The sequence below is a fragment of the Streptomyces albicerus genome, assembly GCF_008905045.1.
GTDB lineage: Bacteria > Actinomycetota > Actinomycetes > Streptomycetales > Streptomycetaceae > Streptomyces > Streptomyces albicerus.
Genome location: NZ_VWMY01000005.1, coordinates 219761 through 232531, shown reverse-complemented (window position 1 = coordinate 232531; position 12771 = coordinate 219761). Strand labels below are relative to the sequence as shown.

The window sequence follows — 12771 nt, the reverse complement described above, 5'->3', positions numbered from 1 at the left end:
CCAGCAAACAGCCCGACGAGAACAGCCACAAACTCACCGGGCGGGGATGCCACATGCCTTGACGACCCCAGCCCTCATGGGTGCAACGAGGGCGGGGCAGGACTCTGATGACCTCCACGGCGAGGGAGTGGCGAAAGCGGGGGGTCTGCCCCGTGTACGGATTGCGGTCCACGACCGTGTAGGGCTCGCCGTCGAGTCGACGGTCTCCCTGGCCAAGGACGCCGCCGAAGGCCTCAAGGCCGTGCAACTGGTCAAGGCGGAGACGATCAAGGGGCCTGTCACGACTGAGTCCGTATCTGCCGGGGCGGGCGGCGCTCTCGGGCGCCGCCGAGCCCGTGCGAGATGTGCTCCCGATCCGGCCGAGCGGCTGGATGCGGAGGGCCTGCGGCGCCCGTCCCCGGGGCTCCGCAGGACAAGGGGGCCGACCGCGGGTTGAATAGTGCATATGGGTGTTCGGCGGCAGGCGAGACACCGCAGAAGCACGGCGCTGATGGCGGTCGCTGTGGCCTCTCTGCTCGCCGTCGGCTACACCACCGTCTCCCCGTCCGCCGTCGCGGTACCGGCGGCGGATCCGCCGCCCCAGCCGCCACCGCAGCTCACGCAGGCGAAGGTGGATGACGCGGTGGGCCGGCTCGATCGCATCGTGCGGGACGGGATGAACGAGACCGGAGTTCCGGGTGTCGCGGTGGCCGTCGTGTACAAGGACCGCGTCGTCCATCTGAAGGGCTTCGGGGAGCGGCGTGCGGGACAGTCCGGGGCCGTCGGGCCGGACACCGTCTTCCAACTGGCGTCCCTCTCCAAGCCGTTGGCCTCCACCGTGGTCGCGGGTGCCGTCGGTGAGAAGGCCATCGGCTGGGACGACCCCGTGGCCGAGCACGTGCCCGGCTTCGCGCTCAAGGAACGCTGGGTCAGCGATCACGTCACGGTCGCCGACCTCTTCTCGCACCGCAGCGGGCTGCCCGACCACGCCGGGGACCTGCTCGAAGACCTCGGCTACGACCGGACGTACATCCTGGACCATCTGCGGGACGAGCCGCTCACGCCGTTCCGTGCCAGTTACGCGTACACCAACTACGGGGTCACCGCGGCAGGCCAGGCGGTCGCCAACGCCAAGGCCACGACGTGGGAGAAGCTCGCCGAGGACACGCTCTACTCCCCCGCCGGCATGAACTCCACCAGCTCCCGCTTCGCCGACTACGACAAGGCGCAGGACAAGGCGGCCACCCATGTGAAGGACGCGGACGGCACCTGGCAGGCGAAGTTCGTCCGTGACGCCGACGCCCAGTCGCCCGCGGGCGGCGCGAGCTCCACGGCGAGCGACATGGCCACGTGGCTGCGGCTGCAGCTCGCGAACGGAAAACTGGGCGGCAAGCAGGTCATCCCCGCCGAGCAGCTGGAGCGCACCCATTTGCCTGAGATCGTCTCCGGCCCGCCGCGGGCCCCGGCGGGCCGGGCCAGTTTCTACGGCCTTGGCTGGAACGTCAGTTACGACGATCAGGGTCGGCTGCGCCTCAGCCACTCCGGTGCCTTCGAACTCGGCGCGAACACCAACGTGACGATGCTGCCCGGCGAGCAGCTCGGTCTCGTCGTCCTCACCAACGGGGCGCCGGTGGGGCTCGCCGACTCGGTCGCGCTCGACTTCTTCGACATCGCCCAGTACGGCGAGCCCACCACCGACTGGCTCAGCCTGGTCGACGAGGTGTACCAGCAGCAGTTGCAGGCGGACCGCTCCCCCACCGACTACACCAAGCCCCCGCGGAACGCGGCCCCCGCCCGGCCGGACGACACGTACACGGGCACGTACGAGAACGACTACTACGGCCCGTTGACCGTCACGGCCGCGAACGGCGAGCTCACCATGAGCCTGGGTCCGAAGCCGATGACGTTCCGGCTCACGCACTTCGACGGCGACACGTTCAGCTTCCGGACGGTCGGGGAGAACGCGACCGGGCTGTCCGGGGTGACGTTCGAGGTCGGTTCGGGTTCGGAGGGGGCGGGTGGCTCGAAGGCGTCGAAGGTGACCGTCGAGGCCTTCGACAAGACCGGTCTGGGCACGTTCACCCGTCCCTGACCCGGCTGAATCAGGCCGAGCGAGCTGCCGACCGAGCGGGGCAGGCTACGGCACTGAACGCCGCTGTCGGCGGACGCGTATCAGATCCCGGAGCCGCTCCCACAGTGCGTGCACGCACGCCGGGAAGAGACGAGGGATCATGACTGAACAGCGCTATCACGTCATCGGCATGACCTGTGACCGCTGCGCCGGAACTCTCGAGACCAAGGTCGGCGGAGTCCTCGGCGTGGACCGGGTGGGCGTCGACGTCTCCACCGGGTCGGTGACCGTGACGGGCGAGGTGCTCGACGGCACGAAGGTCTGCGCGGCCATCACCGAGGCGGGTTTCGAGGTCGCCGCCATACTCTGACGACGGGCCGCGATCACGAGTGTCGTGGCCGACGACTCACGTGCCGGGCACAGCACTTCGAGGCCAGGACCGCTCTGCCTGTTCCCTCGCTCACCTGGTGACAGAAGTCGTCGCTGGATACGGTCCCGCCATGGCCGACTCCCGCGACCCTCTGAGCAAGCTCAACGCCGATGTGGTCCTCCGCTACTTACGTGTGTTCGAGACGCAGGACATCGACGAGCTCGCGGCACTCGTGGCCGAGGATGTGCTGGTCCACGGAGCGGGCCAACACGTGCGCGGACGACGGTATCCCGAAGGTTCGATCCTGACTCCAGGTCTGTCCAACTGCCGCGTCCAAGTGAACGACCTCTTCGCCGCCGAGGACCGCGTCACCGCTGCCTTCACCCTGACGTACACGCACGACCGCACGGGGCGCGACCTGACCATGACGGGCATCAAGTGCTACCGCCTCCAGGAGGGCCGGATCGTCGAGTTCTGGGGCGAGACCGACTTGTACGGTCTCCTCCGCCAGGCGGGACTCGTTCCGGAGCGGATCCCGCCGCTCTGACTCCGGACAGATTGGCTGACGCGCCGGCCGATCAACGGTATGGCCATCCACCAGAGGTACTCGCTGAGTTGACGGGGCGTCAGGGCGGTTCCGTGGCGCGGCCGTGGCGGCCACCATGACGAGAGGTGAGCGGACCCGGTCAGAAGATGCCCTGTCCGGGTACCAGGATCCCGCGCGGGTCGTAGGTCTTCCTCGCGGCGGCCAACTGGGGCCAGGCAGGCCCGAAGTGCCGCCGCCAGTCGGCGCCGTCGAAGGGCACGGAACCGACCGGGTACCGGGTGCCGCCGGCCGCGCGGACGCGGTCGTACGCGGACCGGTTGGCGGCCAGCAGTCGTTCGACCGTCGCCGCGTCGTCGGGCGGCGTGGTCCGCAGGACCGCGAACAGGTACGGCACGGGGTCGTCGGGCATGCGGAGCAGCGGGGTGCGGAGGCGATCGCGCACCAGCGGGTACAGCAGCACCACGCCGCCCGGTCCCAGGTCGTCCGGGGTGAGCGCGTCCAGGATCCCGCCGGCCACGTCGGCCGTCCTGCCGCCGGGCAGGAGCAGGTTGAGCCACGGGTGGGCGTACGCCCACAGCCCCGCTTCCTTGAGAGCGGCGACGCCGGGGGCGAGCCGGTCGAGGAACTCGTAGTACGCGAGGTCGGTGATCTCCGCGCCGGACGGGTTGTGCCGCAGACCGCGCAGGAGCGCGGTGTCGTCGGGGGCCTCCCCTGCGGGAGGTCCGTAGGCGACGGCCTCGAGGACGTACTCCCGGAAGGCTCCCGAGGCGTCGGCGGTGATCTGGCCCTCGACATAGGAGAAGCGCTGCTCAAGCACGAGGAGGCGCTGGTCGTCGAGGAAGGTCCGCAGATCGTCGTACGGCAGGAGGTAGTGGCGCACGGTCACGGGTGCTCGGACGAGGCGCACGGTGGCGCCGACGATCACGGCGCACTGGCCCAGTCCGGCGAGCACCGCGTGGAACAGGTCACGGTGACGGTCCGGGGAGCAGCGCAGCAACTCCCCTGCGCCGGTCACGACTTCCAGCTCGAGGACGTTGTCGACCTGTGCGCCGTGCCGGTGGGTCTGACCGCCGAGGCCGCCGACGGACAGCGTCCCGCCGACGGAGAGTTCCAGGTAGTCGGTGAAGACGGGAGGCGTCAGGCCGTGGGCGAGAGAGGCCTTGGCCACGTCGCTCCACTTCGCGCCCGCTCCGACGGTGACCGTCTTGCTGCCGGGTCCGACGGGCTGGACGGCGGCGAGCGGGGCGGTCTCGATGACCAGGCCGCCCTCGGCCTGTGCCTGACCGTTCGTGCCGTGCCCCTGCCCGCGTGGCGCGACCGGGATCCCGTGCTTGTTGCAGAACCGCACCATCGCCACGACGTCCGCCACGGAACCCGGCCGCAGCACCGCGGCCGGGCGCCGGTGCACGATGTGGCCGAAGTCGTCGGCGGCGGCGCTCAGCGATGCCTCGTCGGTGTGGAGGGTTCCGTCGAGTTCGGGGATGCCGTGCAGCGGTCGGTCGGACGCGGTCACCGCCCAGCTCCGGGTGAAGGGATCGAAGCCGATCACCGCGGTCCCGGCGGCCGCCAAGCCACGCAGCGCGGTACGTCGGGGCGGTGTGCGGGACATGCGCTCCTCCAGCTCCTGCGGGGGAAGGATCCGATGAACCGTTCAACAGCCGCCTACTCTAAGGCTGTTGGAGAGCCGGACACAGCCCCGCGTCCCCGCCGCGCGGGCTTCGAACAGGTTGGCCGCCGCTCACAGAGGCGGCGCCGTCGTGCCCCGTACCTCGAGGTCCGGCGTGGTGAGGACGACCTCGCCGGGACGGGCGGGGTCGGCGATCCGGTCGAGCAGGCGTTGCGCGGCGAGGCGGCCGACGTCGTGGCCGGCGCTGTCCACGGTGGTGAGCCACAGGTGGCGCAGGCGGGCGAGGTAGGTGTTGTCGTAGCCGACGAGGGAGAGGTCGCGCGGCACCTGGAGGCCGAGTTCCTCGGCGGCCGACAGGGCGCCGACACAGGCGATGTCGTTGAACGCGAAGACAGCGGTGGGCCGTTGGCGGGCGCTGAGCAGTCGGACCGTTGCCCGGTAGCCGCCCTCCTCGGTCAGGTCGCCCTGTTCCACGATGGCCGTGTCGGCGAGTCCGTGTTCGCGCATGACGGTCTCGAAGCTGCGGCGGCGCAGTGCGCCGACCATCCCCTGCCCGGCGATGTGGGCGATGCGCCGGTGGCCGAGCCCGATGAGGTGTTCGGTGGCGAGGCGGGCGCCGTGCTCGTCGTCGTTGGCGACGATGTCCACGCGGGGCAGTACGGGCTCGCGGGCGCCGGCGACGACGGTGGGAACCTGCCCGGCTGCCGTGCGCAGCGCCTCGGGACCGGGCAGCGTACCGACGGCGATCAGGCCGTCGACCCGCAGGTCCGTGAAGGTGCGGGTGAGGTCCTCGCCGAGGCGGCGGTTGAGGTGGCCGTCGGCCAGCAGCATGCGCAGGCCGTGGGCGTGCAGCAGGGAGTTCAGGCCGTCGAGCAGTTCCACGAACCAGGGGTTGCGCATGTCGTTGAGGAGCACGCCCACCGTGCGGGTGCGCCTCTCGCTGAGACTGCGCGCCGCGGCGTTGGTCCGGTAGCCGAGCTCTTCGACGGCGGCCAGGACGGCCTGCCGCTTCTCGGGACGGACCTGTTCGGAGCCGCGCAGCACGAGCGAGACCAGGGACTTCGACACTCCGGCTCGTTCGGCGACGTCGCGGATCGTCGGTGGTCTCATGTGATGGACCGTTCCACAGGCCTCGTCGGGTTGTCAAAGGGTTGACACCGTGCTGGAACGGAGCTCACTGTGGCCCAGGAAGGTTATGGACCGGTCCAAAGAAGGGCAGTCATGGTGAGTAGGCTCGGCGTCGCCGTCGTGGGATTCGGCTGGATGGGGCGGGTGCACACCCAGGCGTACGCCCGTGTGCCGCACCACTTCCCGCACCTGCCCGTACGACCCGAACTGATCGCCGTCGCCGACGAGGTGCCCGGCCGGGCCGCCGAGGCCGCCGAGCGGTACGGCTTCGCGACGGCCGCCCGGGACTGGCGGGAGGTCGCCGCCGACCCCCGGGTCCAGGCGGTGAGCATCGCCGCCCCCAACTTCCTGCACCGCGAGATCGGCGTCACCATGGCCGAGGCGGGCAAGCACATCTGGATCGAGAAGCCGGTCGGCCTCACCGCCGAGGACGCACGGGCCGTCGCGGGCGCGGTCGCCAAGGCGGGCGTCCAGGGCACGGTCGGCTTCAACTACCGCAATGCGCCCGCCGTCGCGGCGGCCCGCGAGCTGATCGCGTCCGGCGAGATCGGCACCGTTACGCACGTCCGCATCCGCCTCTTCAGCGACTACGCCGCCCATCCCGAGGGCGCCCTGACCTGGCGCTACGAGCGCGAGCGCGGCGGCAGCGGAGTGCTGGGCGACCTCGCCTCGCACGGTGTGGACCTGGCCCGCTTCCTGCTCGGCGAGATCACGTCACTGGCCGCCGACACGGCCGTCTTCGTCCCCGAACGCGCCCGCCCCACCGGCGCCACCGCGGGCCACAGCCGCTCCACGGGCGGCGAACTGGGCCCGGTGGAGAACGAGGACTACGTGTCCTGCCTGCTGCGCTTCGCCTCCGGCGCCCGCGGTGTCCTGGAGGCCTGCCGCGTCTCGGTCGGCGAGCAGAACAACTACGGCTTCGAGATCCACGGCACCAAGGGCGCGGTCTCCTGGGACTTCCGCCGCATGGGCGAACTGGGCATCAGCCGCGGCACGTCGTACCAGGACCAGCCCGTCAGCACGCTGTACGTCGGCCCCGGCCACGGCGAGTACGCCGCCTTCCAGCCGGGCTCCGCCAACGCGATGGGCTACGACGACCTCAAGGTCATCGAGGCGTACAACTTCCTGCGCTCCGTCGCCGAGGGCACCGCGTACGGCGCCACGGTGGACGACGCCGTCCACAGCGCGGCCGCCCTGGACGCGATGGCCCGCTCCGCCGAGAGCCGAGCGTGGGCGAGCCCGGCGTGAGCGGTGGGCGGACGCGCGCCCGAGGACTACAGCCTGTTGCGGAAGCGCCGATCGCGCTCACGAAAGCTGCTGGAAAAAAGCTGCTGGAAGGTTGCTGATAGCGTCCGGCCACGTGAACGACAGTGTGTACGTGGGCAACGCGGGCAAAGACGCGGCGCTGGACCGGGGATGGCTTCTCGGACACTTCAAGGACGCCGGCGATCCGCGCCACAGCGAGGCCGTAGAAATCAAGTGGGGCGTCCATCCCCGTGGCGACGAGCGATCGCAGTGGGTGGAGGGCGAGGAACGCACCGCTCTCCTTGTCCTTGTCAGCGGCCGCTTCCGCGTCGAACTCCCCGGCCGCAGCGTGCTCCTGGAACAGCAGGGTGACTACGTCGTGTGGGGGCGCGGAGTCGACCACTCCTGGTTCGCGGAGGAGGAGTCGATCGTGCTGACCGTCCGGTGGCCGTCCGTACCGGGCTACGCGGTACCGGAGAAGGATCTCGCCCCGCACCCGATGTCCGACTGATCAGGCGGTGTAACGGCGGACGGCGTGGAGCAGGTCGTCGACGTCCTGCGAAGTGGTCGCGAAGGAGGTGACGAAGCGGACGACGCCCGCCTCCCAGCGGTCGTGGTAGAACGCGTAGCCGTCTGCCAGGAGTCCCTCGGTGACCTGTTGGGGCAGACGGCAGAACAGGACGTTGGCTTCGGCGGCGCCCAGGAGGCCGACCTCGGGTATGGCCTTGAGTCCCTCCTGGAGGCGGGCGGCCATGGCGTTGGCGTGGGTCGCGTTGCGCAGCCACAGGTCATCGGTCAGGTACGCGTCGAACTGGGCGGCGTGGAAACGCATCTTGGAGGCGAGCTGTCCTGCGCGCTTGGCCCGGAAGGCGAGTTCGGCGGTGAGGGTGCGGTCGAAGACGACGATCGCGTCGGCGGTCATCGTGCCGTTCTTGGTAGCCCCGAAGGACAGCAGGTCGACGCCGGCCTGCCAGGTCATCTCGGCGGGAGTGCAGCCCAGGGCGGCGACGGCCCCGGCGAAACGGGCGCCGTCCATGTGCAGACGCAGGCCCGCGTCCTTGGCGATGGAACCGAGGGTGTGGATCTCGTCGAGGGTGTAGACGGCACCGGTCTCGGTGGCCTGGGTGATGCTCACGACGGAGGGTTCCACGCTGTGCACGTCCCCGGCCTTGTGCCGCACGGCCGGACGCAGTTCGTCGGGGTCGATCTTGGCATCGTCGCCGCCGAGCGGAACCAGCTTCGCGCCCGCAGTGTAGAACTCGGGCGCCCCGCACTCGTCGTTGTTGATGTGGCTGTCCCGGTGGCACAGCACGCTGCCCCAGGGCGGGGTCAGCGCAGCCAGGCTCAAGGCGTTCGCGGCGGAACCCGTGGAGACCAACAGCAGGTCGACGTCGTGCTCGAAGATCTCACACAGCCGGCGCCGGACATCGGCGGTGATGCTGTCCGCGCCGTACGGCCGGGCCTGGCCGGAGGCGGCGCGGGCCACGGCGTCGATGATCTCCGGGGAGGCACCGGCGACGTTGTCGCTGCTGAAGATGCGAGCCGCAGGGATGGTGGTGCTCATGTTGAGGATCCTGGCTTTCGGTTGACGGCCGGTGAGGCGATGGCGGCGGGAGAGGCGATGGCGGCAGGTGAGGCGATGGCGGCGGTGACGTCCGCCGGAGCGGTGTCGCCGCGATACGGGTGAGGCGGACGGCCGCAGCGGGCCGTCTTCGGGGCCGGCGCGCGAATCGCGCACTCCGGCGGCGCTCTGCTGCCGCCGCGACCGGGGCGGGAGTCGGCGCCCCGTCCTACGGGGGCCGCGATCACTGCTGGTTCCTCCCGGCACCCGACCGTGCCGGGTCGGCGGCGTGGATGAGCTGGCGCAGTGCGCCGTAGTAGACCTCGTGGTCGACCACGGCGGGCACGATCGCGGCCAGGCTGCCGGTCAGCACCGGGAACTCCTCCGGGTCGAGCGAGGCCACCGCGGTGCGGGTGACCGCCTGGGCGGCCTTGGGGTCGCGATGGTCGACGAAGCTCGCGCTGCCGAGCGTGAGCAGGTACATCCGCCGGTAGGCGGTGATCGCCTCTTCGGGGGTCATGCCGGCCGCGAGGCTGTCGGCGAGCTGCGGCTCGACCAGGCGTGCCAGCAGATTCGGGCCGAGCCAGGGGCGGGCGCCGCGCAGCGCGACCAGGCCCGGGTGGGCCGCCAGCACGCGGTAGAGGACGGTGAACCGCGTCTCGGTGGCGGTGGCCCAGTCGGTGCCCGGCTCGATCTCGGGCAGGCGGGCGGCCAGGTGATCGGTGCACAGGTCCAGCAGCCCGGCCAGGTCGGTGCAGCGGCGCTGGACGGATGCCAGGGAGATGTCCAGCCGGGCGGCCAGAGCACGAAAGGTCAACGCTTCGGGACCGCCCTCGTCGACCAGGAGGAGGGCGGTCTCGGCGATGCGCTCAGGGGTCGCACGGTCGAGGGAAGGAGAGTGCCGCGGCATGAGAGTCATCGTACGATACGCCGTATCGCGATGCCATGCCGAACGGTGACGCCTCACGGCCGCGACACCACATCACCCGCTGCCTGCTGTCCGCCGTCCGCCGCCACCGGCCCGCCCATCGCCCGGTCGTGGCCCCGCTCCAGGTTGCAAGTCATGGCCGATGAGGGATGCGCCTATGAGCTACCGCCCGTCGGCGCGTTCGCTACGAGTCCGTCGTGATCGCGGCGGGTCGGGGCACCGCGGCGAACGCCGACAGCGTGAACCATCCCGGCACCGCGCGGCGCAGCGCCTCCGGGCCGTCCACCTTGAGCGCGCCCACGCGCATGGCCTCGGACCAGCTGAGGTCCCCGCGCCAGACTTCGATCATGCGGCGCAGGCCGGCGGTCACCGTTACCGTCACCGCGTAGCCGGGGTCCACGTCGCAGACGTCGGTGTCGTCGGGTGTGATCACCAGCCACCAGTCCCGAGTGCCCGTGGGCACGTCCGGGAAGCTGAACCGGACCACCGTCCGCCCGTCGGGGACGGCGTCACGGACGACGTTTCGGTGCAGGTCCCACAGCAGCAGTTTCGGATCGAGGTCCTGGTCGCCGATCTCTCCGATCCAGCGGGTGCCCCAGACGCCGAGTGCCTCGATCACCGGTCGCAGCTCGAGTCCGGCCGCGGTCAGGACGTACTGCACCTCTCGGCCGTCGGTCTGCTTCTCCACGACGCCGGCCCGCACGAGTTGGTGCAGCCGCTTGGACAGCAGCGTGGGAGACATGCGCGGCACGCCGCGGCGCAGCTCGTTGAAACGTCGGCTGCCGAGGACGAGTTCACGGACGATGAGCAGCGTCCAGCGCTCGTCGAGCAGCTCCATCGCCTTGGCGACAGGGCAGAACTGGCGATACGAGGACCCCATGCCGCGCAGAGTATGTCCCCACCGCCGGACAAACCAGCCCAGTGGCGAACTGACGGTGTCGAATGCCGACGCTCCGGTACAGATCTGGGACTAGGAGGCGGCCTACCGCGTTCCTAGGCTCTGCTCCGTGGCAGACCGAGTTCGTCGTTCTCACACCCTCATCGTGCTGCCTGCGAGTGCCTCACAAGTGTCTGGAAGGAGTGCTGTCGTGAGCGAACTGACCGACGCGATCGAGGTTGACCGTGCCCTGAAGGCCAGGCACCGGACGATGTGGGCACAAGGTGACTACCCTGCCGTGGCCGCCGAGATCATCCCCGAGCTGGGTGCGGTGCTGGTCGAGGCGTGTGACGTGCAGTCCGGTGACCGGGTGCTGGACGTCGCGGCCGGCTCGGGCAACGCCGCGATTCCCGCCGCGATGGCCGGGGCGCGCGTGGTGGCCAGTGACCTGACTCCGGAGCTGTTCGAGGCCGGGCGGCGCATCGCCGCGCAGCGCGGCGTCGAAGTGGACTGGCGCCAGGCCGACGCCGAGGCGTTGCCGTTCACGGATGGCGAGTTCGACACGGTGCTGTCCTGCGTCGGGGTCATGTTCGCCCCGCATCACCAGGCCGCCGCCGACGAACTGGTACGCGTCTGCCGCCCGGGTGGCACGATCGGCCTGATCAGCTGGACGCCCGAGGGCTTCCTCGGCCAGATGCTCGCCACGATGAAGCCCTACGCGCCGCCGCCCCCGCCGGGCGCTCAGCCCCCTCCCCTGTGGGGAGACGCGGACCACGTCCGCGCCCTGCTCCGTGACCGGGTCACGGACATCGAGGCACGTAAGCAGACCGTGCTCATCGATCGGTTCAAGAGCCCTGAGGAGTTCCGCGACTACTTCAAGGCGCGTTACGGCCCGACCATCGCCGCCTACCGAGCCGTCGCCGATGACCCCGCCCGCACGGCCGCGCTGGACCGCGACCTCGCCGAGCTCGCCCGGCGTTACGACCAGGGGGCGGGCAGCACGGCCATGGAGTGGGAGTACCTGTTGTTCACCGCCCGAACGTCAGGCGGCGAGGCGCGCGCTTGACCCGTGAACCGGCGGGCGGCGGCATCCGCTTTCCGGGACGCCCGCTGCCCTCCAGGAGCTGCGCGGATAACGCTGGGTGATCGTTCGAGATGCGAGAGTGCGGCAGCGCTGTTTCGCTGATGTGGCCCGCTCTCCCCCATCACCCAAGGAGTGATCATGAGCGTTGCAGGCGAGTCCGGCGGCCGTGCCCAGCAGATGCGCCAGAAGGCGCAGGAGATGGAACAGGCCGCGGAGCGTGCCACCGACCCGGATGAGCGTCAGCGGCTGAAGGACAAGGCCCGTCGACTCAAGGAGCAGATCGAGCAGCAGGGCGGCCCGGGCACCGGAGACCCTCGCCCCATGGTGTAACAGCACCTGCACCCGTACCGGCCGGTGGCTGCCCCGCGACCTTTACCTCGCGCGGCCACCGGCCGGTCATTCATGTCTGCGCACATCACACAATGTTCACGTTTGTTGACACTATGCATTGTGGTGCACCAAGATCGCAGGCGGATCAGCGACCGCGCTCCTGCAAAGAGTGCGAACTCGCCCATGCCCGGAAGGTGTTGACCGCAGCCCGCGAGGCCGCGCCCCCACCGGCATCCGGGGGTCCCACCCTCACACCCTTCACTCCAAGGAGCCTGTCTTGCTGCGCCACAAAACCGCGCTGCGCGCCGTCGCACCCGCCGCCGTCCTCGCGCTCACCCTCAGCGCGTGCGGAGGCGGGGACGACGCCGACGCGGACGCGAAGAAGTCCCCCGAGCCCAAGGCCACCGCATCACAGGCCAAGGCGGCTTCCGGGGGCGAGCTGGCCACCGGCGAGAGCGCCACGGGGAAGGTCGAGGAAGAGGACGGCACGGTGACCTACGAGATCACCGCGCAGAAGGTGGATCTCGGCACCGAGGCCGAGGCCGCGAAGCTGGTCCAGGACAAGGCGGACGCCAAGGGCATGGCACTCGCGGTCGCCCACGTGAAGTACACGCACAAGGCCGGCCCCGCACTCTCGACCGACTCCGACGCGGGCGACGGCACCACCATCTGGGCCGACGGACAGCGCGGCACGCTGCTTCTCGGCTCCGCCGACGACGCACCGGGCTGCGAGGACCCGTACGACGTCGAAAGCTGGAAGACGGGCGAGAGCCACACCTTCTGCGAGTCGTACCTGGTGCCCGCGAACGCGAAGTCCCTCGAGGTCCACTGGTCGGAGGAGGACGGCGAGCCCTACATCTGGAAGTTCCCCAACCAGTAAGGCTTTTGACCGTCCGCGGGGAGGAAGGGCATCCGGTTGCTCCTCCCCGCCGGACACGGTGGCGTGCGAGATGTTGACCGTCCTGGCGACCGCTCGTGTGGGTACACCGGCCCTTCGAGCGGGAACAGGAGGGTCAACAGCCGC

13 protein-coding genes are annotated in these 12771 nt (G+C 70.4%); 8 read left to right on the top strand and 5 right to left on the bottom strand.

Annotation, left to right across the window (positions count from 1 at the left end; all coding sequences use genetic code 11):
* Positions 1-490: 490 nt before the first annotated feature.
* The 3 genes from GAS53_RS06290 to GAS53_RS06280 all read left to right on the top strand — a co-directional run bounded on the left by GAS53_RS06290 (position 491) and on the right by GAS53_RS06280 (position 2967).
* Entirely contained in the window at positions 491-2071 is a 1581-nt protein-coding gene (locus GAS53_RS06290) for a serine hydrolase (protein ID WP_225858770.1), read from the top strand.
* Positions 2072-2210: 139 nt separating this feature from the next.
* Positions 2211-2420, top strand: coding sequence for a heavy-metal-associated domain-containing protein (locus GAS53_RS06285; RefSeq protein ID WP_151476409.1), 210 nt, complete (start codon positions 2211-2213; stop codon positions 2418-2420).
* A 130-nt stretch (positions 2421-2550) separates the two neighbouring features.
* Positions 2551-2967, top strand: coding sequence for a nuclear transport factor 2 family protein (locus tag GAS53_RS06280; RefSeq protein WP_151476408.1), 417 nt, complete (start codon positions 2551-2553; stop codon positions 2965-2967).
* A 139-nt stretch (positions 2968-3106) separates the two neighbouring features.
* Here GAS53_RS06280 and GAS53_RS06275 read toward each other — a convergent pair whose 3' ends face one another.
* Both GAS53_RS06275 and GAS53_RS06270 read right to left on the bottom strand, forming a co-directional pair.
* Positions 3107-4576 carry an FAD-binding protein gene (locus tag GAS53_RS06275; protein ID WP_151476407.1) on the bottom strand — a complete coding sequence of 490 codons (1470 nt, stop codon included), beginning with the start codon at positions 4574-4576 and terminating at the stop codon, positions 3107-3109.
* A gap of 129 nt (positions 4577-4705) precedes the next feature.
* On the bottom strand, positions 4706-5704 hold the full coding sequence (locus GAS53_RS06270) for a LacI family DNA-binding transcriptional regulator (protein WP_151476406.1): 999 nt from the start codon (positions 5702-5704) through the stop codon (positions 4706-4708).
* Positions 5705-5815: 111 nt separating this feature from the next.
* Between GAS53_RS06270 and GAS53_RS06265 the strand changes: the two genes are divergently transcribed.
* Both GAS53_RS06265 and GAS53_RS06260 read left to right on the top strand, forming a co-directional pair.
* On the top strand, positions 5816-6970 hold the full coding sequence (locus tag GAS53_RS06265; RefSeq protein WP_151476405.1) for a Gfo/Idh/MocA family protein: 1155 nt from the start codon (positions 5816-5818) through the stop codon (positions 6968-6970).
* 112 nt (positions 6971-7082) lie between these two features.
* A complete protein-coding gene (locus GAS53_RS06260) occupies positions 7083-7478 on the top strand; it encodes a cupin domain-containing protein (protein WP_151476404.1) in 396 nt (131 codons plus the stop codon).
* Here the strand turns inward: GAS53_RS06260 and GAS53_RS06255 are convergent, their stop codons facing one another.
* From GAS53_RS06255 to GAS53_RS06245, 3 genes are all read right to left on the bottom strand, one after another.
* On the bottom strand, positions 7479-8531 hold the full coding sequence (locus GAS53_RS06255; protein WP_151476403.1) for a threonine aldolase family protein: 1053 nt from the start codon (positions 8529-8531) through the stop codon (positions 7479-7481).
* Between the two features lie 241 nt (positions 8532-8772).
* Positions 8773-9438, bottom strand: coding sequence for a TetR/AcrR family transcriptional regulator (locus GAS53_RS06250; protein ID WP_151476402.1), 666 nt, complete (start codon positions 9436-9438; stop codon positions 8773-8775).
* 202 nt (positions 9439-9640) lie between these two features.
* Positions 9641-10336 carry a winged helix-turn-helix transcriptional regulator gene (locus tag GAS53_RS06245; protein WP_151476401.1) on the bottom strand — a complete coding sequence of 232 codons (696 nt, stop codon included), beginning with the start codon at positions 10334-10336 and terminating at the stop codon, positions 9641-9643.
* A 208-nt stretch (positions 10337-10544) separates the two neighbouring features.
* Between GAS53_RS06245 and GAS53_RS06240 the strand changes: the two genes are divergently transcribed.
* The 3 genes from GAS53_RS06240 to GAS53_RS06230 all read left to right on the top strand — a co-directional run bounded on the left by GAS53_RS06240 (position 10545) and on the right by GAS53_RS06230 (position 12627).
* Positions 10545-11399 (top strand): class I SAM-dependent methyltransferase, encoded by an 855-nt coding sequence (locus tag GAS53_RS06240; RefSeq protein ID WP_151476400.1) that lies wholly within the window; start codon positions 10545-10547, stop codon positions 11397-11399.
* 156 nt (positions 11400-11555) lie between these two features.
* Complete coding sequence (locus GAS53_RS06235) at positions 11556-11747, top strand: DUF6381 family protein (protein ID WP_151476399.1); 192 nt, start codon at positions 11556-11558, stop codon at positions 11745-11747.
* Between the two features lie 280 nt (positions 11748-12027).
* Entirely contained in the window at positions 12028-12627 is a 600-nt protein-coding gene (locus GAS53_RS06230; RefSeq protein ID WP_151476444.1) for a hypothetical protein, read from the top strand.
* Positions 12628-12771: the final 144 nt, after the last annotated feature.